Source organism: Nocardia sp. NPDC006044 (assembly GCF_042871115.1).
In the GTDB taxonomy this organism is placed as follows: domain Bacteria; phylum Actinomycetota; class Actinomycetes; order Mycobacteriales; family Mycobacteriaceae; genus Nocardia.
The window spans coordinates 1,435,581-1,457,281 of sequence record NZ_JBIAID010000001.1; the positions used below are offsets into that span (position 1 = coordinate 1,435,581).

23 protein-coding genes and 1 tRNA gene are annotated in these 21,701 nt (G+C 68.3%); 15 read left to right on the top strand and 9 right to left on the bottom strand.

Translation table 11 applies throughout. The features are described from left to right. The first annotated feature begins 68 nt into the window (after positions 1-68). From ACFYO1_RS06755 to ACFYO1_RS06770, 4 genes are all read left to right on the top strand, one after another. Complete coding sequence (locus ACFYO1_RS06755) at positions 69-1,040, top strand: bifunctional riboflavin kinase/FAD synthetase (RefSeq protein WP_150405749.1); 972 nt, start codon at positions 69-71, stop codon at positions 1,038-1,040. A gap of 125 nt (positions 1,041-1,165) precedes the next feature. Beyond that, positions 1,166-1,435 carry a 30S ribosomal protein S15 gene (rpsO, locus tag ACFYO1_RS06760; protein WP_194834828.1) on the top strand — a complete coding sequence of 90 codons (270 nt, stop codon included), beginning with the start codon at positions 1,166-1,168 and terminating at the stop codon, positions 1,433-1,435. 373 nt (positions 1,436-1,808) lie between these two features. Further along, positions 1,809-4,100, top strand: a complete 2,292-nt coding sequence (locus ACFYO1_RS06765; protein ID WP_387227872.1) for a polyribonucleotide nucleotidyltransferase — start codon at positions 1,809-1,811, stop codon at positions 4,098-4,100. Between the two features lie 86 nt (positions 4,101-4,186). Next, on the top strand, positions 4,187-5,482 hold the full coding sequence (locus ACFYO1_RS06770; protein ID WP_387227874.1) for a M16 family metallopeptidase: 1,296 nt from the start codon (positions 4,187-4,189) through the stop codon (positions 5,480-5,482). Position 5,483: 1 nt separating this feature from the next. Here ACFYO1_RS06770 and ACFYO1_RS06775 read toward each other — a convergent pair whose 3' ends face one another. Continuing rightward, positions 5,484-5,813 carry an ArsR/SmtB family transcription factor gene (locus tag ACFYO1_RS06775; protein ID WP_387227875.1) on the bottom strand — a complete coding sequence of 110 codons (330 nt, stop codon included), beginning with the start codon at positions 5,811-5,813 and terminating at the stop codon, positions 5,484-5,486. Between the two features lie 93 nt (positions 5,814-5,906). Between ACFYO1_RS06775 and ACFYO1_RS06780 the strand changes: the two genes are divergently transcribed. Next, positions 5,907-7,115: an MFS transporter gene (locus tag ACFYO1_RS06780; RefSeq protein WP_387227876.1), complete on the top strand. Its 1,209-nt coding sequence runs from the start codon at positions 5,907-5,909 to the stop codon at positions 7,113-7,115. A gap of 73 nt (positions 7,116-7,188) precedes the next feature. Further along, a tRNA-Gly gene (locus ACFYO1_RS06785) sits at positions 7,189-7,260 on the top strand. A 90-nt stretch (positions 7,261-7,350) separates the two neighbouring features. Here ACFYO1_RS06785 and ACFYO1_RS06790 read toward each other — a convergent pair. Then, on the bottom strand, positions 7,351-8,286 hold the full coding sequence (locus tag ACFYO1_RS06790; protein WP_387227878.1) for an FAD-dependent oxidoreductase: 936 nt from the start codon (positions 8,284-8,286) through the stop codon (positions 7,351-7,353). A gap of 289 nt (positions 8,287-8,575) precedes the next feature. After that, complete coding sequence (locus ACFYO1_RS06795) at positions 8,576-8,983, bottom strand: hypothetical protein (RefSeq protein WP_387227880.1); 408 nt, start codon at positions 8,981-8,983, stop codon at positions 8,576-8,578. 198 nt (positions 8,984-9,181) lie between these two features. Here ACFYO1_RS06795 and ACFYO1_RS06800 point away from each other — a divergent pair, with 198 nt between their 5' ends. Continuing rightward, entirely contained in the window at positions 9,182-10,582 is a 1,401-nt protein-coding gene (locus ACFYO1_RS06800) for a pentapeptide repeat-containing protein (RefSeq protein WP_387227882.1), read from the top strand. Between the two features lie 3 nt (positions 10,583-10,585). Here the strand turns inward: ACFYO1_RS06800 and ACFYO1_RS06805 are convergent, their stop codons facing one another. The 4 genes from ACFYO1_RS06805 to ACFYO1_RS06820 form a co-directional block, all read right to left on the bottom strand. Continuing rightward, complete coding sequence (locus ACFYO1_RS06805) at positions 10,586-11,713, bottom strand: SGNH/GDSL hydrolase family protein (RefSeq protein WP_387227885.1); 1,128 nt, start codon at positions 11,711-11,713, stop codon at positions 10,586-10,588. 239 nt (positions 11,714-11,952) lie between these two features. Further along, positions 11,953-12,348 (bottom strand): VOC family protein, encoded by a 396-nt coding sequence (locus ACFYO1_RS06810; RefSeq protein WP_387231738.1) that lies wholly within the window; start codon positions 12,346-12,348, stop codon positions 11,953-11,955. 140 nt (positions 12,349-12,488) lie between these two features. Further along, positions 12,489-13,571, bottom strand: a complete 1,083-nt coding sequence (locus tag ACFYO1_RS06815; RefSeq protein ID WP_387227887.1) for a sensor histidine kinase — start codon at positions 13,569-13,571, stop codon at positions 12,489-12,491. Next, positions 13,568-14,236, bottom strand: coding sequence for a response regulator (locus ACFYO1_RS06820; RefSeq protein WP_387227889.1), 669 nt, complete (start codon positions 14,234-14,236; stop codon positions 13,568-13,570). Before ACFYO1_RS06820 ends, ACFYO1_RS06815 begins: the two co-directional genes overlap by 4 nt. A 179-nt stretch (positions 14,237-14,415) precedes the next feature. Between ACFYO1_RS06820 and ACFYO1_RS06825 the strand changes: the two genes are divergently transcribed. Together ACFYO1_RS06825 and ACFYO1_RS06830 are read left to right on the top strand one after the other, a co-directional pair. Continuing rightward, positions 14,416-15,654: a DUF418 domain-containing protein gene (locus ACFYO1_RS06825; protein ID WP_387227891.1), complete on the top strand. Its 1,239-nt coding sequence runs from the start codon at positions 14,416-14,418 to the stop codon at positions 15,652-15,654. 46 nt (positions 15,655-15,700) lie between these two features. Beyond that, positions 15,701-16,813 (top strand): alcohol dehydrogenase catalytic domain-containing protein, encoded by a 1,113-nt coding sequence (locus ACFYO1_RS06830; protein WP_387227894.1) that lies wholly within the window; start codon positions 15,701-15,703, stop codon positions 16,811-16,813. 16 nt (positions 16,814-16,829) lie between these two features. Here ACFYO1_RS06830 and ACFYO1_RS06835 read toward each other — a convergent pair whose 3' ends face one another. Next, positions 16,830-17,270, bottom strand: a complete 441-nt coding sequence (locus ACFYO1_RS06835; RefSeq protein WP_387227896.1) for a MarR family winged helix-turn-helix transcriptional regulator — start codon at positions 17,268-17,270, stop codon at positions 16,830-16,832. 90 nt (positions 17,271-17,360) lie between these two features. Between ACFYO1_RS06835 and ACFYO1_RS06840 the strand changes: the two genes are divergently transcribed. Genes ACFYO1_RS06840 through ACFYO1_RS06850 form a run of 3 tightly spaced genes read left to right on the top strand, consistent with a single transcriptional unit; the run spans position 17,361 to position 18,560 of the window. Then, positions 17,361-17,783 (top strand): hypothetical protein, encoded by a 423-nt coding sequence (locus ACFYO1_RS06840; protein WP_387227899.1) that lies wholly within the window; start codon positions 17,361-17,363, stop codon positions 17,781-17,783. Positions 17,784-17,832: 49 nt separating this feature from the next. After that, positions 17,833-18,114, top strand: a complete 282-nt coding sequence (locus ACFYO1_RS06845; protein ID WP_387227901.1) for a type II toxin-antitoxin system Phd/YefM family antitoxin — start codon at positions 17,833-17,835, stop codon at positions 18,112-18,114. Next, a complete protein-coding gene (locus tag ACFYO1_RS06850; protein ID WP_387227902.1) occupies positions 18,114-18,560 on the top strand; it encodes a type II toxin-antitoxin system VapC family toxin in 447 nt (148 codons plus the stop codon). The genes ACFYO1_RS06845 and ACFYO1_RS06850 overlap by 1 nt, the downstream gene beginning before the upstream one ends. Here ACFYO1_RS06850 and ACFYO1_RS06855 read toward each other — a convergent pair whose 3' ends face one another. After that, positions 18,561-19,382, bottom strand: coding sequence for an alpha/beta fold hydrolase (locus tag ACFYO1_RS06855; protein WP_387227905.1), 822 nt, complete (start codon positions 19,380-19,382; stop codon positions 18,561-18,563). A gap of 134 nt (positions 19,383-19,516) precedes the next feature. On the opposite strand from ACFYO1_RS06855, the gene dapB reads away from it, so the two are divergent. The 3 genes from dapB (at position 19,517) to ACFYO1_RS06870 (ending at position 21,595) form a co-directional block, all read left to right on the top strand. Further along, positions 19,517-20,263, top strand: coding sequence for a 4-hydroxy-tetrahydrodipicolinate reductase (gene dapB, locus ACFYO1_RS06860; protein ID WP_387227907.1), 747 nt, complete (start codon positions 19,517-19,519; stop codon positions 20,261-20,263). A 22-nt stretch (positions 20,264-20,285) separates the two neighbouring features. Continuing rightward, a complete protein-coding gene (locus ACFYO1_RS06865; protein WP_387227908.1) occupies positions 20,286-20,795 on the top strand; it encodes a hypothetical protein in 510 nt (169 codons plus the stop codon). A gap of 344 nt (positions 20,796-21,139) precedes the next feature. Beyond that, positions 21,140-21,595, top strand: coding sequence for a flavodoxin family protein (locus ACFYO1_RS06870; protein ID WP_150405769.1), 456 nt, complete (start codon positions 21,140-21,142; stop codon positions 21,593-21,595). The last annotated feature ends 106 nt before the right edge of the window (positions 21,596-21,701 follow it).

Genomic DNA, 21,701 nt, shown 5'->3' on the forward strand with positions numbered 1-21,701 from the left:
CGGAAGCCGCGTGTGACATCACGGACTTCGGTCGAACTCCGTTCAGCTGCGCGATATAAGCTGCGGCTGTGCAGAGATGGCGAGGGCTGGACGACGTTCCCGCGGACTGGGGCCGATGTGTACTCACGATCGGCGTGTTCGACGGCGTGCACCGCGGACACGCGCAGCTGATCAGCCGGGCGGTGAAATCGGCGGCCGCGCGCGGGGTTCCCGCGGTGCTGATGACCTTCGATCCGCACCCGATGGAGGTGGTCCGGCCCGGCTCGCATCCGGCCCAGCTGACCACCCTGACCCGGCGTGCGGAACTGGCCGAGGAACTGGGCATCGACGTGTTCTGCGTGATGCCGTTCACCCAGGCCTTCATGAAGCTGACCCCCGCGCGCTACGTGCACGACCTGCTGGTCGAGCGGTTGCACGTGGCCGAGGTCGTGGTCGGCGACAACTTCACCTTCGGCAAGAAGGCCGCGGGCACCATCGACACCATGCGCGAGCTCGGCACCCGCTGGGGCTTCGAGGTGGACGGCGTCAAGCTGCTCGGCGAACACGCGGTCACCTTCTCCTCCACCTACATCCGCGCCTGCGTGGACGCGGGCGACATGGCCGCGGCCGCCGAGGCGCTCGGCCGCCCGCACCGTGTCGAGGGCGTGGTGGTGCACGGTGACGGCCGCGGTCGTCAGCTCGGCTTCCCGACCGCGAACGTCGCGCCGCCGATGCACGCCGCGATCCCGGCCGACGGTGTGTACGCGGGCTGGTTCACCGTGCTCGGCCCCGGCCCGACCATCGGCACCGTGACCCCGGGCGAACGCGCGATGGCGGCCATCTCGGTCGGCACGAATCCCACCTTCTCCGGCCGGGCCCGCACGGTCGAGGCGTACGTTCTCGACGGCGAGGCCGACCTCTACGGCCAGCACGTCGCGGTCGACTTCGTCGATCACGTCCGCGGCCAGCGCAAATTCGACTCGGTCGACGAACTGATCGAGCACATGGGTCGCGACGTGGAAAACGCGCGCAAGATCCTGATCGCCGTGGACGACCGCTAGCCCGATTCGGTTCGCCGAATTCGATCCGGTAATGTAGATCCTCGGGTTTGCTGCGGTCCGCGGCGGCACCCGGCCCGGGTAACCGGAAATTCGAGCGCGGTACTGAAATAGAGAGTGGATGCCTCATGGCCCTGACCACCGAGCAGAAGTCGGCGATTCTCAAGGAATACGGCCTGCACGAGAAGGACACCGGCTCGCCGGAAGCCCAGATCGCGATGCTGTCGAAGCGGATCTCCGACCTCACCGAGCACCTCAAGGTGCACAAGCACGATCACCACACCCGGCACGGCCTGCTCGCGCTGATCGGCCGTCGTCGCCGGCTGTCGAAGTACCTGGCCGCCAACGACATCCAGCGCTACCGTTCGCTGATCGAGCGTCTCGGCCTGCGCCGCTGATCGCTCCACACGCCGGTTACCCGAGGTAGCCGCAGACCCGGCCAACGGGGAGACGTACAATCTCCCCGTTGGCTATTCGTGTATGCGGGCCGCACACTTCTGCGCGCCCGGAAATACGACGACATTGCACAGCCGTAAGCACCCGCCTGCGTGGCGTCGGTCTTCGGTAGTGGCCTCCCGGCAGGGGCGAACACCGCCGGCGGGCTTCGATCGATGACCGCCTCCGCGTCGCCGTGATTCAAGGGGATTCGGCCGGGTGCTCGCGCCGCAGCCAGGAGGGTTGCCGCGCGTCCATACCAGGTACGGCTGACGAAGAGCCGGATCGCGCCAGCGGGCGCTCGATCCGGCGAAGACGAGAGGTTGAGAGAAGAGAATGACCGAAACAACTGAACGCAAGTCCTCGGCCGTAGAGGTCGAGCCCGGTGTGTTCGAATCCGTCGCGCTGATCGACAACGGCAGCTACGGCACCCGCACCGTCCGCTTCGAGACCGGCCGGCTGGCCCGCCAGGCCGCCGGCGCGGTCGTGGCCTACCTCGACGACGAGACCATGCTGCTGTCCGCCACCTCCGCGGGCAAGCACCCGAAGGACCAGTTCGACTTCTTCCCGCTGACGGTCGACGTCGAAGAGCGCATGTACGCCGCGGGCCGCATCCCCGGCTCGTTCTTCCGCCGCGAGGGCCGCCCGTCCACCGACGCGATCCTGACCTGCCGCCTGATCGACCGGCCGCTGCGCCCGTCCTTCGTCGACGGCCTGCGCAACGAGATCCAGGTCGTCGTCACGATCATGAGCCTGGACCCGAACGATCTGTACGACGTGGTGGCGATCAATGCCGCGTCCGCGTCCACCCAGATCGCCGGTCTGCCGTTCTCCGGCCCGGTCGGCGGCGTGCGCGTCGCGCTGATCGAAGGCCAGTGGGTCGCGTTCCCGACCGTCGAGCAGCTCGAGGGCGCCGTGTTCGACATGGTCGTCGCGGGCCGCGTGGTCGAGTCCGGTGATGTCGCGATCATGATGGTCGAGGCCGAGGCCACCGACAAGGTCATCGCGCTCATCGACGGTGGCGCGCAGGCGCCGACCGAGGCCGTCGTGGCCGAGGGCCTCGAGGCCGCCAAGCCGTTCATCGCCCGGCTGTGCAAGGCGCAGGCCGACCTCGCCGAGCTGGCCGCCAAGCCGACCGGTGAGTTCGCGCTGTTCCCGCCGTACGAGGCCGACGTCTACGAGGCCGTCGAGGGCACCGCCAAGCGTGAGCTGGGCGAGGCGCTGTCCATCGCGGACAAGCAGGAGCGCGAAGCCAAGATCGACGAGATCAAGCTCGACGTGCTGTCCCGGCTCGGCGACGACTTCGCCGGCCGCGAGAAGGAGCTGGGCGCCGCGTTCCGCTCGGTGACCAAGAAGCTGGTCCGCCAGCGCATCCTGACCGACGGCTTCCGCATCGACGGCCGCGGTCTCGCGGACATCCGCGCGCTGTCCGCCGAGGTCGCCGTGGTGCCGCGGGCGCACGGTTCGGCGCTGTTCGAGCGGGGCGAGACGCAGATCCTCGGCGTCACCACCCTCGACATGGTGAAGATGGCCCAGCAGGTCGACTCGCTCGGCCCGGAGACCAGCAAGCGCTACATGCACCACTACAACTTCCCGCCGTACTCCACCGGTGAGACCGGCCGCGTCGGCTCGCCGAAGCGGCGCGAGATCGGCCACGGCGCGCTCGCCGAGCGGGCCCTGATGCCGGTGCTGCCGAGCCAGGAAGAGTTCCCGTACGCCATCCGTCAGGTGTCGGAGGCGTTGTCCTCCAACGGATCCACCTCGATGGGCTCGGTCTGCGCCTCGACCCTGTCGCTGCTGAACGCCGGTGTGCCGCTGAAGGCGCCGGTCGCCGGCATCGCCATGGGCCTGGTGTCCGACACGATCACCAACGACAAGGGTGAGGACGAGGTGCGCTACGTCGCCCTCACCGACATCCTGGGCGCCGAGGATGCCTTCGGCGACATGGACTTCAAGGTCGCGGGCACCCGGGACTTCGTCACCGCGCTGCAGCTCGACACCAAGCTCGACGGCATCCCCTCGCAGGTGCTGGCCGGTGCGCTGAGCCAGGCGCACGACGCCCGTACCGCCATCCTGGAGGTCATGGCCGAGGCCATCGACACCCCGGACGAGATGAGCCAGTACGCTCCGCGGGTCACCGCGATCAAGATCCCGGTCGACAAGATCGGCGAGGTGATCGGGCCCAAGGGCAAGGTGATCAACCAGATCACCGAGGAGACCGGCGCCAACATCTCGATCGAGGACGACGGCACGGTCTACGTCGGTGCGACCAACGGCCCCGCGGCGCAGGCGGCGATCGACCAGATCAACGCCATCGCGAACCCGCAGCTGCCGAAGGTCGGCGAGCGCTTCCTGGGCACGGTCGTCAAGACCACCGCCTTCGGCGCGTTCGTGTCGCTGCTGCCCGGCCGGGACGGCCTGGTGCACATCTCCAAGCTCGGCAACGGCAAGCGCGTGGCCAAGGTCGAAGATGTGGTGAACGTCGGCGACAAGCTGCGCGTCGAGATCGCCGATATCGACAATCGCGGCAAGATCTCGCTGGTCCCGGTCGAGGATGACAACGCCGAAGCGGCAGGAAACTCCGCGGAAGCCGAGACCGTTGATGCGGGCGCGGCAGCGACCGAGTAGTACTTGTCTTTGTGACGACGAAGAAGACGACAACCCCTCTGCTCCGACGCGAGCAGGGGGGTTCGTCACTGGAGCTGCGAGCCAACATGACCGATCCCGGCGTTCAACGCACCGTGCTACCCGGCGGACTGCGCGTGGTGACCGAACATGTGCCCGGCGTGCGCTCGGCCTCGATCGGCGTCTGGGTGGGTGTCGGCTCCCGCGATGAAGGCCCCACCGTCGCCGGTGCGGCGCACTTCCTCGAACACCTGCTGTTCAAGGCGACCCCCACGCGCACGGCACTGGACATCGCGCAGGCGATGGACGCCGTCGGCGGCGAGCTCAACGCGTTCACCGCGAAGGAACAGACCTGCTACTACGCGCACGTGCTCGACGAGGACCTGCCGCTGGCCGTGGATCTGGTCTCCGACGTGGTGCTCAACGGGCTGTGCCGGGCCGAGGACGTCGACCTGGAACGCCAGGTGGTGCTCGAGGAGATCGCCATGCGCGACGACGACCCGGAGGACCTGGTCGGCGACGCGTTCCTGTCCGCGCTGTTCGGTGATCATCCGATCGGGCGGCCGGTGATCGGCTCCATCGAATCCATCGAGGCGATGCACGCCGCGCAGCTGCGCGGTTTCCACCTGCGCCGCTACCGGCCGGACCGGATGGTCGTCGCGGTCGCGGGCAATGTCGAACACGAGCACACGGTGGAGTTGGTGCACCGCGCGTTCGAGAATCGGCTCGATCCGGCCGCCACCCCGGCCAAGCGCCGCGAGGGCAAGTTCCGCCCGGCCGGCGATCCCGAACTGCACTGGAGCCACCGCGACAGCGAGCAGGCGCACCTGGCGTTCGGTGTGCGTGCCTTCGGGCGGCACGAGGGGGAGCGGCGCTGGCCGCTCTCGGTGCTCAACACCGTGGTCGGCGGCGGGCTGAGTTCCCGTCTGTTCCAACGGATCCGGGAAGAACGCGGGCTCGCCTACTCGGTGTACTCCAGCGTGGACACCTTCGCCGACACCGGCGCGTTCTCGGTGTACATCGGCTGCCAGCCGGAAAACCTCGGCAAGGTGGCCACGCTGGCCCGCGGGGTGCTGGAAGAGGTTGCGGCCAACGGCATCACGGACGCCGAGTGCGCGCGGGCCAAGGGTTCGCTGCGCGGTGGGCTGGTGCTCGGCCTGGAGGATTCCGCGTCCCGGATGAACCGCATCGGCCGCAGCGAACTCAGCTATGGCAACCATCGCAGCGTGTCGGAAACGCTGGCCCGGATCGACGCGGTCACCACCGACGAGGTCTCCGCCATCGCGAACACGCTGCTGTCGCGGCCGTTCGCGGCGTCGATCGCCGGCCCCTACAAGCGAACTCGGGAGCTGCCCGCCGCGGTGCGCCGGTTGGTCGAGGGCTGAGCTACTTCGCGTTCGCGCGGTTGGCCGCCTCGACCACCGCGGACACCACGCCGGGCAGCGCGGATTCGAGATCTCGCGCGCGCAGGCGCTGCCAGATCTGGCCGTCCACGATCACCCGCTCGATCACGCCTGCCTCGCGCAGGATCTTGAAGTGGTGCGTCGCGGTCGACTTGTTGATCACGTCGTAGAGCTCGTTGCAGCGGACCGCGACGCCCGCGTTGCTCAGGCGGCGCACCATCTCCAGGCGGATGGGGTCCTGGATCGCGCCGAGCACGGTGGATAACCCGGCCACCGGCGGGGCGTCGGCCGCCGCCTCCTTAGCTTCGGTCATGATCTACCTCACTCCGGGGTTTGATGATCGTCAAACTAGCTGTACCGTCGAATGCGGTTCGATCATTATCAAACTTACCTGATCGGAGTTTCGATGGCAGCGACGATCGCGGTGCCCGCCGCTGACGAGCGGACCTCGCAGCGCTGGGCCTACGGGCTCGTGCTGGCCGCCGGCGGAGTGGCGCTCGGTGTGTCCGGAGTGCCCGCCCCGCTGTACGGCATGTACCAGAAGGAGTGGCATTTCTCGCCGCTCACCACGACTTTCGTATTCGCTGTCTACGCGTTCGCGGCGTTGGGTGCGGTGCTGGTGTCCGGCAAGATCTCCGACGTGGTCGGCCGGAAGCCGGTGCTGCTCGGCGCTTTTGTGACGATGATCGCCGGGCTGGCGGTGTTCTTGCTCGCCGACAACGTGGTGATGCTGCTGGTGGCGCGCGCGTTGCACGGGTTCGCGGTGGGGGCGACGGTGGTCGCGGGCGCGGCGGCGCTGCTGGATCTGCGGCCCAAGCACGGCGCGCGGTCCGGTCAGCTCACCGGGGTCGCGTTCAATGTCGGTATGGCCGTGGCGATTCTGGGTTCGGCCCTGCTCGCGCAGTACGCGCCGCATCCGTTGCGCACGCCGTACGTGGTCATCACCGTGGTCTGCCTGGTGATCGGCATCGGCGTCATCGCGCTGGAGGAGCCGCACACCGGTCGCATCGCCGGACGCATCCGGATCGCGAAACCCGCTGTGCCGCCGGAGATTCGCGGCGACTTCTGGTTCTCCGCGCTCGGCGTGATGGCGGCCTGGTCGGTGCTCGGCGTGCTGCTGTCGCTGTACCCGTCGCTGGCCTCGGCCGAAACCGGCATCCACAACCTGGTTTTCGGCGGCGCGGTGGTCGCGTCGACCGCGCTGGCCGGCGCCACCTCGCAGCTGTTCGCCACCAAGATCCCGGCCCGCCGCGCGGCCATCGGCGGCGACACCGGCATGGCGATCGCGCTGCTGCTCACCGTGCCCGCGCTGCACACCGGCAACTGGGTCGTGGTGTTGCTGGCCGGTGTATTGCTCGGCGCCACCTTCGGACTCGGCTTCGGCGGCTCGCTGCGACACCTGTCCGAGGTGGTGCCGCAGCAGAAGCGGGGCGAGACCATGTCGGCCTACTACCTGCTCGCCTACACGGCCATGGCGCTGCCCACCATCCTGGCCGGCTGGGCGGCCACCACCTGGGGGCTGAGCACGGTGTTCCCCTGGTTCGTCGGGGTCGTCGCGCTGGCCTGCCTGACCGCCGCCGGACTCGGCCTGCGCCGCACCCGGACGGCCGCCTGAGCCCGGATTGGCATTTTCCGCCGTCGATCAGCTAAAGTTCTACTCGCATCACGGAGTCACCCGGGGTGCGAATGCGGATGTAGCGCAGTGGTAGCGCATCACCTTGCCAAGGTGAGGGTCGCGGGTTCAAATCCCGTCATCCGCTCTTCGAAAGAACTGTCTCACCCCGGCCAGCCGGGATCTCCGAACGACGTCCTGGCTCAGCCGCAGTCGTTTCCGTAACTCAGCGCGGTGATCAGTCGGCGAGCATCCCCGCGACCTCGCGGGCACTGCCCCAAGACAGGCTGACGCCCTGGCCGTCGTGGCCGTAGTTGTGCACTATGCGGGATTCGCCGATGCGCTCCTCGTCGAGGCGGACTTCGGTGCGGCCGGGGCGGAGGCCGACTTCGTGGCCTACCACCTCGGCGGTCGCGAGTTTCGGTTCGACGGCGATGCAGCGGCGCAGGATCTGGTCGGCGATCTCCGGATCCGGGTCCAGGCTCCACTGACCGTGCTGGCGGACGCCGCCGAGGATGAGGCGATCGCCGTGCGGGAAGAAGCCGGCCCATTCGGTTTCGCCGCCGAGTTCGACGTAGAACTCGGCGATGCCGGGATTGCGGACGATCACGTGCTGCCCGCGGACGGGTTGGACGGCGTCGTCGCCGGCGAGTTTGCCGGCCGCGACGCCGGTGCAGTTCACCACGACGGGTGCGGCGGCCGCGGCCTCGGCGAGATCGTGCACGGTTCGCTGCTCGATCGTGATGCCCTGTGCGGTAAGGCGATCGGTCAGGTAGCGCAGGTAGCGGGGCAGATCGATGAGCGGGGCCGTGCACCGGAAGCCGAACCGCATGCCCGGGGGCAGCTCGTCGGGAGTACACATCTGCACGTCGACCAAATCCTCGATCCAGGAGGGCGGTTCGGGCCAGGTGCTCGAAACCTGAAGTCCGCGTTCGAAATGCAGACCGGACGCGGGATCCTCGGCCAGCGCGGTGAATTCGGCGAAGGTCACTCGGCTCCACGCCAAATCCCTTGGCGTGCTGCCGGGTCCCCACAGCCCGCTCGCCACGGCCGACGTCGTCCGCTGCGGCGGTCGCTCCGCCCACACCCGGACCCGATGGCCCTCCGCTGCCAGGCAGACCGCGGTGGTCAGCCCGATCACCCCCGCCCCCAGCACCAACACATCATTTGCCATATTCGGACGGTACTCACCAATCCCGTTCTCCGGCTTGGAAAGAGCGAATGCGCGCCGCTGAACAAACCGCGGTGAATGTTGCCCGCCGCGCACTGAACCGCCCTCCCGCAGCCGAATCGTCCCGCTGCGCACGCATCGGTCCGCCGCGCCTGAAGTAGCCAGCGATTTCGTGCGCGTCCGCAAGATTCCGGCACCGTGCCCTGAGCGTCGCGCATACGGCTCGCCCTGGGGCCGTTCGCGGAGGGCTCCCTGATCGACGAGGCTCGAGGTCGCCGATGCCTCCGCGACGCTACTCGCCGGGCGCCTCGGTCTCGTGCAACACTCGCCAGCTGTAGCGGGGCGGGCGGCCCTCGGTGGTCAGGACCGCGGTCGTCCAGCGGTCGGCGTGATTGCCGTCGAAGTGGTGCCGTTCCATGAAGCGGACGACGGTCACATTCCCCTCGGCGAACAGCACCTCCACCTCGGAGATCTCGATATCGAGGCCGGGCCGGGCGTTGCGGGCGCGCCGCAGGCCGGACAGGAGTTCGGAGCGACTGAGACGCGTACCTCCGGTGGTGACCATGGACATGGTGTCGTGCTGGGTCGCGGCGAAACGCTCGAGCACATCCGGCTCGGCGTCGGTCCCCAACCAGGTGGCGAGCAGCGCGTGCACGGCCTCGACTTCGGCTACCGGATCGAGCGCATCGGATGCAGACATCTCCGCAGCGTACTCGAGCGGAACGGCCGCGTAGCCGAGCGACGCGATGGCCGATCGATGTCCGTTTTGTGCCATCCGACGCCAACGAGTCGCACGGTGTGCCCGGTGTGGATAGAGGACATTCGAAAGGGTTTGGGGCGCACGGATAGCCGATCTTGTCCGGTAGTCGACCGGCGGCAATGCGGCTACCATGCGCTAATGCGATGGGGGAGGTTGGGCGACCGACTGCACCGCGCGGCGTTGCTGCTCGCGGTGCTGGTGGCGGTTGTCTGCGGCCTCGGCATCGCGGCGCTCACCTGGTGGCTGCTGTGGCTGGCGCTCGGGGCCAAGGCCGAGACGCCGAATCAGCTGGATCTGACCAAGATCGCGTTGGCGGTGGCGGCCGGCGTCGGTGGCGCCGTCGCGCTGGTGGTGGCCTACCGGCGGCAGCGGGACCTCGAACGCGGGCGCTTCGCCGAATTGTTCGGGGCGGCGTCCAGGCAACTGGGCGATTCGGATGTGGCGGTGCGGATCGCCGGGGTCTACGCGATGACCGGGATCGCCGACGAGTTCCGTTCCGCGAGCCGGCGGCAGCAGTGCGTCGACGTGCTCTGCGCATATCTTCGTCTGCCCTACGACCCGGTCGCCGGTGCGAACCATCTTGTGTCGCAAGCGGAGACGGTCAACGAATCGGGACTCGAGGTCCAACGCGTCTACCAATTCCGGCAGAACGATAGGGAGGTGCGCCGCACCATCGTGCAGGTGATCGTCGATCACCTGCAGCGCTCGGCCGAGGTCTCCTGGTCGAACTGTGACTTCACCTTCAACAACGCGGTGATCGAACGCGCCGACTTCCGGCACGCGGTGTTCGCCGGGCGGAAGACCTCGTTCGCCCGCGCGGTATTCAGCGGCCGCACCACCTTCGAACACGTCAGCTTCGCCGGTCCGCAGGTCACCTTCCGGGAGGCGACCTTCGACGGCGGACCCGTGCTGTTCGACCACGCGCACTTCGGTTCGACCCGGCCGGAAAAGGCCGTCCGCGCCGAGTACGGCACCACTTTCGACGGCGCGCGGTTCGACGGCTCGGTGTCCTTCGAGCAGGCGACTTTTGTCGGCCCGCGCGCCACCTTCGCCGGTATCCGCACCACCGGGAAGCGAACTTCGTTCCAGGACACCAAGTTCCACGCCGACCTCACCTCGTTCGAATGCGCCACCCTGGACGGTCAGCACCTCGCCTTCACCGGCGCGGACATCTCCAGCCCGCGAATCACCTTCTCGGGAGCCCAGTTCGAGGCGGGCACCGTCGCCTTCGACGAGACCCGAATCGGCGCCCCCGCCCGCATGCGCAACCGCGGCACCCGCGAGATCGATTTCAGTCGAGCCGAATTCCACGGCAAGACCACCTTCGCGGGCACCACCTTCGCCGGCCGTTCCGTCGATTTCAGCGAGGGCGACTTCTTCGGCGACACCTCCTTCGTCGACGCCAAGTTCAATGCCGGCGAGATCACCTTCGACCGGCCGACGGCCTGGGTCGGCACCCACTTCGACTGGGACGACATCCCGACCCGCAAGCCGGCCAACGTCAAACCGAACCCATGGCCGCCGGAGCGGCCCGAGTAGGAGCTATACGTCCGCGTACGGTCGAATCTTCTTCCACGACTGCGCGTTCAGCCGTCCCAGCGTGTACCCGTCGAGCAGATCGTCCGCGATCTTCCTGGCGATCAGCTCGTACACCGCCTGGGTGGGATGGGCGAGGTCGCTGGTGGTGAGACAGCGGCGGATCGCCGGTTCGACAGTGTCCTTCTCGCCGAGATAGGGCACCGAAACACCGTGCAGCTGCGCGAATCCGGTGAGGTCGAATGCCTTCGCGTTATCGGCGACGTAGGTCATCCAGTCGCACATCCGCACCAGCTTCACGTGGTTCTGCGTGGCGCCCGGTTGCGGATCCTTGGCGGTCATCGGCCAGTACCGGACGAAGTAGTCGAGTACCTCGTTGAACCGGGCGGTGTTCGCCGAGAACTGGTCCACCTGTTTGCGTTTGCCGTCGGCGATCTGATCCTGGAACCGGATCGAGACGGTCGGGCTGGGCAGATCGATCAGCATGAAGTGATTGCGATCGGGCGGGCCGGGGAACGCGTTCGCGATGCTGTCGACCAGCCCCTTGATCTCCGCGACCACGGGCGTGATGCCGGTGCCCGCCTTGTCCTTCATCCCGCGCGGAACCTCGAACGCGCCGTCCGCGGAGGTCATCACGTTGCCCTCGGCGCGTTCGGCGGTGACGATGTCGTTGAGCCCGATCCAGATGATATGCATGGTGTCACCGGTGTACTGGTCGCCCAGCGCCTTACGGGCCTTGATGTACTGCGTGACTTGCGTTTTCAGATAGCCCAGCGCGCCGGCCTTTGGACTCCAGTCGGAGCCCGCTATCGCGCCGCCCTCGGCGTAATTGGCATAGCGGACAGGCGGATTCGCGTCGACATCGGTCTTCAGCAGCAGCGAGTGTTTGCTCAGGCTGCGATGGTACAGCGTGGCCTGCTCGGTGAGCTCCTTGGTGGATTGGACCAGCGGATCCGCTCCCGTCCACTCGATGAGGAAGTCCGTCCAGTTCTTTCCGTCGCTGTAGCGGCCGATCTCGTTGGTGCGCATCGCTTTGATCGCACGGGCGAACAGCCCGGTCGGGGCCTCCCGTTTGTTCCCGACGTCGGACAGGCTGTCCCCGAGCACGATCAAATTCTGCAGGGCGATAGGCATGGATTTACTCGCATTTCTGTATCTCGCGCCAGCGGCACGAGTTTCGATATAAGAGTCGCAAAGTGCGAATCCCCGCAAGGCCTTCCGGAGTACGTCAAGGGTACTCAGACGCGAGGCGCGCCACGCCCAACTCGAAAAACAAACCGCGACAGCGGAAATCGTCGCCGAGAGCGACAATACAGAGGGATCAGTCGGTTTGCCCGGGGGCGGCATACGAGTAGTTGCCGCCCCCGGAACACTTAACTCGGCCAGCCACCGTACGGGACGGTGATCAATTCCATGAAGTGGCCGTTGGGGTCCAGGAAGTAGACGCCGCGGCCACCATCATTGTGATTGATCTGGTTGACACCCTGTTGACGCGGGTCGGCCCAGTGCTCCAGTTTGTAGCGCTGGATCTTTTCGTAGGCCACGTCGAATTCGGGTTCGGAGATCAGGAATGCGTAGTGCTGGGGCGAGATTTCGGTGACGTGCGGTGGCACGTTCGCGAAATCGAAGGTTACCGAGTTGTCCAGCGGCAGTGGAATGAACGGGCCCCATTCGGCGCCTAGTTCCGTACCGAGGATGTCTGCCCAGAATTCTGCGGTCACGCGATTATCCCGGCAACCGACAATGGTGTGATTGAACTGTACTGACAGGGGAATTTCTCCTTGTGCCGTGACGGTCCCGACCCCGGGCTCGGTACAAGGCGGCCAACGGGAGCACCGTCACGATCGACGACGCTAGCAAACGTCCCATGGATTTCGCCAGTATCCAGTGACACAGACCATGTTTCGGGTCAGCGCGGCAGCCGCAGGGCCGCGCGATACCCGCGGTCGGCGGTCGGGCCGGAGTCGAAGGTGCCACCGAGCAGTTCGGCCCGTTCGGCCAGGCCGACCAGCCCGTGCCGCGAGCTCGGCAGCGCCACCGCGGGCCGGGTCGACCTGGTGTTGGTGACAGTGACGCCGAAATGGTCGCTGTCGTGCCACAGCTCGATGGTCGCGTTCGCGCCGGGCGCGTGCTTGCGCACGTTGGTGAGGGCTTCCTGCACGGTGCGATAGATGGTGCGCTGGCCGGGCGCGGACACGTCGTCGGGCAGCTCGCCGTGCAACTCCACCGGAATTCCGCTGGAGTCGAGCAGTTTTCGCAGATCGGCGAGGGTCGGCTGGGGCGTGAGCTCGGTGCTCTGGCCGCCCGCGGCGCGCAGCAGCGTGACCATGTGGCGGAGCTCGTCGAGGGTGTCGACGCTGAGCCTGCGGATGGTGCGGGCGGCGTCGGCCGCGTCGGGATCGGTGGCCGCCACCTGGAGCGCGCCCGCGCGCACGGCGATCAAGCTGACCTGATGGGCGACGACGTCGTGCATCTCACGGCCGATCTGCGCCCGTTCGCGGGCGAGCACCGCCTGGGCGTGCAGCAGCCGTTCGTGATCGCGCGCCTCCTCGATCTCGACCAGCCGATAGGACAGGTCGCGACGGGTCCGCACGAGCTGGCCGAGCAGCGCCGGCGCGCCCGCCCAGGCCAGCGAGTAGGCGAACGAGACGAGCGCGCCGCGCTGGTCGAACGTGACGCCGAGCGGCCACGGAGCCGATGCGGCGATCGAGGTGGCGAGCACGGCCGCCCACAGCAGCGCGCGGTTGCTCGTGCGCTCGGCCAGGGTGTAGAGCGCGACCGCCGGAGCGACGAGGATGTCGAGCATCCAGCTCACCGGCAGCGTCAGGACGAAGGTCAGCAACGGGAAGCGGCGGCGCAGCAGCAACGCCGCGCACGCGAGCACCGCGGCGGCCAGTTCGAGCCGGGTGCTGACGCCGCCGTCGACGAGCACGTCGGCCGCGGCGATCGCGACGAGCGCCAGGTCGATCAGCCACGCGGGGAGCCGGTTCACGGCAGCAGACCGGCCCGCTGCGCCAGCAATGCGGCCTGCACCCGGCTGGTCACCCGCAACTTCGTGAAAATGGCGCTGACGTGGTCCTTCACCGTGCCGACGCTCAGGTGGATCTGCTGACCGATCTCCGCGTTCGACAGGCCGCCGGCGATCAGCACCAGCACCGCGCGTTCCCGTCCGGTGAGCCGTTCGACGCGCGCGGCGTCGGCGTCGATGCCCGCGGCGGTGGCCGGTTCGGCGTTGCGCAGCAGAGCGGCCGAGGCCTTCGGGGACAGCACGACGCCGCCCGCGGCGAGGGTGCGGGTGAGCTGGGCGAGTTGTTCGGGTTCGGTATCCTTGAGCACGAAACCGGCTGCGCCGGAACGCAATGCGGACAGAATGTAGTCGTCGGTGTCGAACGTCGTCAGCATCGCGACCACCGGCGGGTCGGGCGTGGCCCGCAGGTGCCGTAACACGGTCAGCCCGTCGACATCGGGCATCCTGATGTCGAGCAGCACGACGTCCGGCCGGGCCGTCGTCACCGCCTTGACCGCTTCCGCCCCGGTCGCCGTCGCGACCACCTCGATGTCGGCGGCCGCATTCAGGATCATCTCGAAACCGGACCGCACCAGCGCCTCGTCGTCGACGACCACCACCCGAATCACCCGCCACACCTCCTTCGCCATCCCTGTTCCTGCACGTGAGCCTAGATCCCGGCGAGGTACCGCTCTGTCGGCGAGGCGCCGCGACGGCCGGCCGACGGGGATGGTCCAGCCGGTCGGCGGGGCGCCGCCCGCCACCGGGCGGAGATCATCCGGACGCGTGCCGGATACCGGATGAATCGGGCGTTATCGACGATGAATGTATGGCACACAACGGAACTCCGGCATCGATCGATGCCGAGATCGGTCCTCCGTCTCCGGCCAGTGCGGTTGCGGCCGCGCGAACCGGTGATGCGGTGCCTGCCGGTGCGCGATTGCTCGGGGTGGATCTGGCGCGGGGTCTCGCGGTGCTCGGGATGTACGCGGCGCACGTGGGGCCGGATCCGCGCGAGGGCGGGGTCCTGGGCTTCGTCATGGAGCTGACGCATGGGCGGTCCTCGGCGCTGTTCGCGTTTCTGGCGGGGTTCTCGATTCTGCTGATCACCGGGCGGCGGGTGCCGAAGGTGGGGCGGGCGGGGCGGCAGGCGCGGGTCAGGATTCTGATTCGAGCGGGGATCCTGCTGGTGATCGGCACCGCGCTGACCGCGACCGGGACGAAGGTGGAGGTGATTCTGGCCTACTACGGGATGTACTTCCTGCTGGCGTTGCCGTTCGCGCGGTTGCGGGCGGGTGCGTTGGCGGTGATCGCGGCGGTGAGTGCGGTGGTGTTGCCGCAGATCGTGTTCCTGGTCCTGACAGATCTCGGCTGGGCCGATGCGGTCAACCGGTTCGATCCGCTGGCCTGGCTCGGCAGCCGGGGCGATCCGGCCGGAAGTAGTGACGGGGTCATCGGGCTGCTGGTCACGGGCAACTATCCGGCGCTGAGCTGGATGCCGTTCGTGTTCGCGGGTATGGCCGTCGCTCGACTCGACTTGACCGCCACCGTGATTCGGGTCCGGCTGGCGGCGGCCGGCGTCGGTCTCGCGGTGCTGGGGTACGGCGGGTCCGCGCTGGCATTGCATTTCGCGTCGGGCATGCGGGAGCGGCCGGGAATCATGTACGCGCCGTGGTGGTCCGACATGGCCGACGATCCGTCGGGCTGGCGATACCAGCTGGGGGCGATGCCGCACAGCGAGACCACCCTGTCGATCATCGCGAATACCGGTGTCGCGCTGACCGTTCTGGTCGCCTGCCTGGCTGCGTGCGACGGGCCCCTGCGGCGCTCGCGGGTGACCACGCCGCTGCTCGCGGTCGGCAGTATGTCGTTGACCGCCTACGTATTTCATGTTGTCGCGATCGCCGTCCTCGGCTTCGACGTGCTCCCGGCCGGTTCGCTCCCGGTGCTGCTCGGTCTGAGCGCGATCATCATGATGTTCGCCTACTGCTGGAGCCGGTTCTTCCGCCGCGGACCCTTGGAGTGGTTGCTCCACCGGGCCACCACGGTCGCGGATCGGGTGCGGTAGCCGCTGCCCCTGTGCCTGGGACAGTGCGGACGGTAGCGTCGGCGGAATGAAGATTCGTGGGGCGGTCCTGGAGCGGATCGCGGCGCCCGTGCCGTTCGCCGAATCGGCGCCGATCAGCGTGGGTGAGTTGGAGCTGGGCGAGCCGGGCGCGGGGGAGCTGCTGGTTCGGATCGAGGCGGCCGGGCTGTGCCATTCGGACCTGTCGGTGGTCGACGGTAATCGGGTGCGGCCGGTGCCGATGCTGCTCGGGCACGAGGCGGCGGGGCGGGTCGAGGCGATCGGTCCCGGCGGCAGCGATCTCGCGGTCGGGCAGCGCGTGGTGATGACCTTCCTGCCGCGCTGCGGTGAATGTGCCGGCTGCGCGACCGGCGGCCGGACACCGTGCATTCCGGGCAGCGTCGCCAACAACGCGGGTGAACTGCTCGGCGGTGGGCGGCGGCTGACTCGCGACGGCGATGCGGTGCACCACCATCTCGGGGTGTCCGCGTTCGCCACCCATGCCGTGGTGGACCGCCGGTCGGTGGTTCCGGTCGACGACGACGTGCCGCCCGAGGTGGCGGCGGTACTCGGCTGCGCGGTGCTGACCGGTGGTGGCGCGCTACTGAATTCGGCGAAGCCGGGGCCGGGGGACCGGATCATGGTGGTCGGCCTCGGCGGGGTCGGCATGGCGGCGGTGCTGGTCGCGGTGTCGTTGGCGGCGGATGGCCGGGAGGTCATCGCCGTGGACACGGTGCCGGAGAAGCTCGCGTTGGCCACGGAATTGGGCGCTACCGCGGCGTACACACCGGCGCAGGTGGCCGAGCTGGGGGTGCAGGCGGAGATCGTGGTCGAGGCCGCGGGCAACATTCGCGCCTTCGAAACCGCCGTCGCCGCAACGGCGCCCGGCGGCACGACGGTGACCGTCGGGCTGCCCGCTCCTGACGCCCGGGCCGGCATCTCCCCGCTTGCGCTTGTCGCGCAAGGGCGTTCGATCGTCGGCAGCTACCTCGGCTCGGCTGTTCCGTCTCGCGACATTCCTACCTATGTCGGCATGTGGCGCGAAGGCCGGCTGCCGGTCGAGCGGTTGGTGTCCGCGCATATCGGTCTCGACGAAATCAACCGCGCCATGGACGAACTCGCCGCCGGTCACGCGCTGCGCCAGGTGATCGTCTTCGACTGACCCGAGCCACCGGCACTCAGCGCGGGTCCGGCGCGTCCATCGCGTCGACGAAACGTGCCAGCAGGCGCGCGAATTCGGCGCGCTCGGTCGCGGTCCAGCCGGACATCGCCGCGGCCATCGCGGTGCGGCGCCCGGTCCGGGCGGCCGTCATCGCCTGCTGCCCGTCGCCGGTGAGGCGGAGCACGGCGCGGCGTCCGTCGTGCTGATCGGCGACGCGTTCCAGCAGTCCGTGTGAAACGGCCTGGGCGACCAGGCGGCTGGCGCGCGGCTGATCGACGCCGAGGGCGGAGGCCAGGGCGGTGACCGTAGGGGATTCGGCGGCGGCTACCGCGTCCAGCACGCGATGCAGGGCGACCGGGATCGGCGAGTCGCCGGCCAGTGCGCCGCGGGTCTGTCTGCGCCGTATCCGGACCATCGCCGCCTCGACGGCCTCGGTGATCGCATCGTGCTCCGTCATCGGGTCCTTCCGCGTGTGTGCTCTTTCCCTCCACCAGATGTGCATGTAATAGTACATGTAGTTGTTCATTTGCATGCTTTGGGAGGAACTATGGCCGTGCGCCGCCATATCGGTTACTGGCTCGTCGAACTCGATCGCCTGATCACCGAGCGGTTCGACGAGGACCTCGCCGCCGGCGGGCTCAGCCGCAGGCATTGGCAGATCCTGCACTCGTTGTCCGGCGGACCGCAGCGGTCGACCGAGCTGTACGCGGCGCTCGATCCGTTCCTGGCCGACTCGGCGGAGTGGGACGCCGAGCTCGCGGCGGTCGTCGCCGGTGGGCTGGTCGTCGACGAGTCGGGCACGCTCGCGCTGACCGGCTCGGGCCGGGAATTGCACGCGCGGGCCTGGATTCGGATCGGCGCGCGCCGCCAGAAGATGGCCGAGGGTATCACCGACGAGCAGTTCGCCGAGACCATGCGGGTGCTGGAAAAGATGGCCGCGAATATGGCTGGCGCCGAGGCCGTCCGATAGCTATTCTCGAGTAGTCAGAGTAGTCAGAGTAGTCGAAACGGGTGATCGGATGGCTCGAAAGCGGTCGGAGCGACCTGACATCGCATGGCCCCTTGCCGACGCGAAGGCCAGACTGTCCGAGTTGATCGACACGGTAGAGCGGGAGGGACCCCAGGTGATCAGCAAGCATGGGCGTGAAGTCGCCGTCGTGGTAGCCATCGATGAATGGCGTCGCCGGAACGCGAGGCAGGGGAGTCTGGCCGAGTTTTTCGCCGACTCGCCGCTTCGCGACGCGGACCTAGTGGTGGAACGGGACAGGACCGATGCGCGGCATCGCGACGTGACCCTGTGATGGCGGCCTTCGAGGCCGAGCCCGCAGGCTACCTCCTCGACACCAACGCCGTCTCGGAGTGGATCAAGCCGCGACCCGACCCCGGCCTGATGCGGTGGTTGCACGAGGCCGACGAGGAACGAATGTTCCTGAGCGTCATCACGATCGGAGAAATCCGCCGCGGCGTCGACCGGATGTCCGACGGACGGCGCAAAGCCCGGCTGACCACCTGGCTGTCCGAACAGGTGGCGGACCGATTCGACGATCGACTCCTGCCGGTTGACTTCGGCGTCGCGCAGGCGTGGGGCCGGATCCGCGCCAGATCCGACGGCGTCGGGCAGCGGGTGGATGCGGTGGACGGGTTGATCGCGGCCACCGCCGAAGCACACGATCTGGCCGTTGTCACCCGTAACCGCAAGGACTTTCAGGGCACCGGCGTGCGGCTGCTGTGCCCCTGGGACGAATAGTCATGTGCGGGAGAGGGACTCGGTCACCAGGGCGATGTAGTCGGCGGTCCGGCTGATCAGCAAGGAGTGACCGCCCTCGGCGAAGGTGCGGAAATCGCAGTCCGGGTGCAGGTCGCGCAGGCGTCCGGTGTGGGTGGCGGTGATCAGCGGATCGTCGTCCGCGCGGAAGAGGAGCGTGGGTCCGGCCCAGGCGGGGCCTCGCATGAGTTCGTCGACACCCTCGGCGAGTTCGAGCAGCAGACGATAGGAATTGGCGGCACCGGCGCTGCCCGCCGCGTCAGTGGCAGTCACCACCTGCTCGATCCAGAACTCGGCGTCCTCGGAGTCCGGCCAGGTGCGCCGAAGCGCGGTACGAATCGCCTCCCGCGTCTCCGGCCACGGCGTCGACAAGGTGGATTCGACCCGCATCCGCAGCCGGTCCACATCCTCCGGCCCGTACAACCCGGTGCTCGACAAAGTAAGCGACCGGACGCGATCCGGCACCCGACGCGACAGGAGCTCCGCGAACATGCCACCCGCCGACTGCCCGACCACATGCGCCCGATCGACCCCCTCCGCGTCGAGCACCGCGACCAGACCGTTGATCAACTCGGCGCAGGAGCCGGCGCCCGACGGATAGTCGGGTGCGATCGTCCGGAAGCGCGGCGTCAGCGCGGGTGCCAGATCGAGCCAGCCGATACCGATCCCCGCACCACCGCCGAGCAGCAGCACCGGATCGCCGGCGCCGCCGGTGTAATACCGCCAACTGTGTTGTCCGGCATCGAGTTTCTTGCGGTCGTGCTGCCCGAAGAAGATCGCTGCCCGTTCCCGAATCGAAACCACGCCCGTGACGGTAGGGGAGATGCCGGGGACGCGCAAATATGCGCATGTAGCAATGTAAATCACAGAGGTCAGCAGACCGCCGCCTCGACCAGGTCGATAGGCTGGCACCGACGAAAGCGGAAAGAGGAGGTGCGGTGACCACACGGGTCGGAGTGCTCGGAGCGCGCGGCAAAGTCGGACAGGCCATCTGCGCGGCGGTAGACGCCGCGGCCGATCTGGAACTGGTCGCCGCCGTCGACAAGGAAGACTCGCTCGACGCGTTCACCGCGGCGAACGCACAGGTGGTCGTCGACTTCACCCACCCCGACGTGGTGATGTCGAACCTGAAGTTCCTGGTGCGCAACGGCATCCACGCGGTCGTCGGCACCACCGGCTTCGACGCCGCCCGCCTCGACGAGGTGCGCGGCTGGCTGGCCGACCGCCCCGACACCGGCGTGCTGATCGCACCGAACTTCGCCATCGGCGCGGTGCTGTCCATGCGCTTCGCCGAACAGGCCGCCCGGTTCTTCGAATCGGTCGAGGTCATCGAGCTGCACCACCCGAACAAGGCCGACGCGCCCTCCGGCACCGCCTACCGCACCGCCGGCCTGATCGCCGCCGCCCGCGAGCAGGCCGGCGTCGGCCGCAGCCCCGACGCCACCAGCACCGAACTCGACGGTGCGCGCGGCGCCGACGTCGACGGCGTGCGGGTGCACTCGGTGCGCCTGGCCGGGCTGGTCGCCCACCAGGAGGTGCTGTTCGGCACCCAGGGCGAGACGCTCACCATCCGGCACGACTCCATCGACCGGTCCTCGTTCGCCCCGGGCGTGCTGCTCGGCGTGCGCGAGATCGCCGAGCGGCCCGGCCTCACCGTCGGCCTCGACCCCTTCCTCGACCTGTGAGCGAGCGCATCGAGGTGCGGGCGTGAACGCCGCCGACCCCGCCGCGGACGGGGCCAAGCAGAACCGGGACGTCATCAAGATCGTCGCGTTCCTCGCGGTCCTGGTCCTGGTGCTCGGGTTCTACTTCCTGCTGCTCGGCCGAATCGCGTTCAGCCTCATCGGCGCCGGCGGCGTCGCCGCGATCCTCATCGGCATCGGGGTGCTGATCCTGCCGTTCGTCGGCGTCTGGGTCGTCTGGGCCACCGTGCTCGCCGCGCTGGCCCATCAGCGCCTGGCCCGGCGCATGCACGAGGAGGGCGGCGAACTCGACGTCTCCGAACTTCCACACCGCCCGTCCGGCCGCATCGAACGCGACGCCGCCGACGAACTGTTCGCCCAGGTCAAAACCGAATGGGAGGCAGACCCGGACAACTGGCGGGTCTCCTACCGCCTCGCCCGTGCCTACGACTACGCCGGCGACCGCACCCGCGCCCGCGCCACCATGCGCCGCGCCGTCGCGCTGGAAAAACTCGAACGCGACCGAACCCGCTGAACCCCTGCACAACGAGCCGCTCAATTCGCGAAGTTTCACGAACGCCGATGGTCGCAGATTTCACCGCCGAACCGACTCGACGTGGTAGTGGCGGTTTCAACTACGCGTTCGCGACGGGACATCGGCCGAATCGGTCACGGCGCGCCGGCCCCCTGGTGAATTCGCTCACGTCCGAAGATTTTTCGCGGCCGTTCATCGCAGACGGACATGCCGGCAGACCGATGGCAGACACTTCGCTGGATATCCGCGAACCGACTCGTCGCGACGATTCGAGCAAGACGCGCGCAACCTGCCCGCGGCGTGCACCGACCCCGCGCGCCGCGACCGGACACTAAGCTCGTCGTGTGGCGCAGCTGCTGATCATCCACCACACACCGTCCCCGCACATGCAGGCCATGTTCGAGGCGGTGGTCTCCGGCGCGAACGATCCGGAGATCGAGGGCGTCCAGGTGGTGCGGCGCGCGGCGCTCGCGGTCACCGCCTCGGATGTGTTGGCCGCCAACGGATATCTGCTGGGCAGCCCGGCCAATCTCGGCTACATGTCGGGTGCTCTCAAGCACGCCTTCGACACGTTCTACTATCCTTGTCTCGACTCCACCACCGGTCGGCCCTTCGGTTTCTACCTGCACGGCAACGAGGGCACCGAGGGCGCCGAACGCGGGGTGGAACGGGTCACCACCGGCCTCGGCTGGCAGCAGTCGGCCGCACCGGTCATCGTGTCCGGCCCACCCACCAAGGACGACATCCAGCGCTGCTGGGAGCTCGGTGCGACCATTGCCGCGCAACTAATGGGCGACTGACAGTTTTTGTCCCCGAAATAGCTGACAGTGACAATCTCTGCCGGATGTCATTTAGGCACGGCCCCGATTTCTGGTGTCTGACCATTCGGTGCTTCGGCCCGGCATA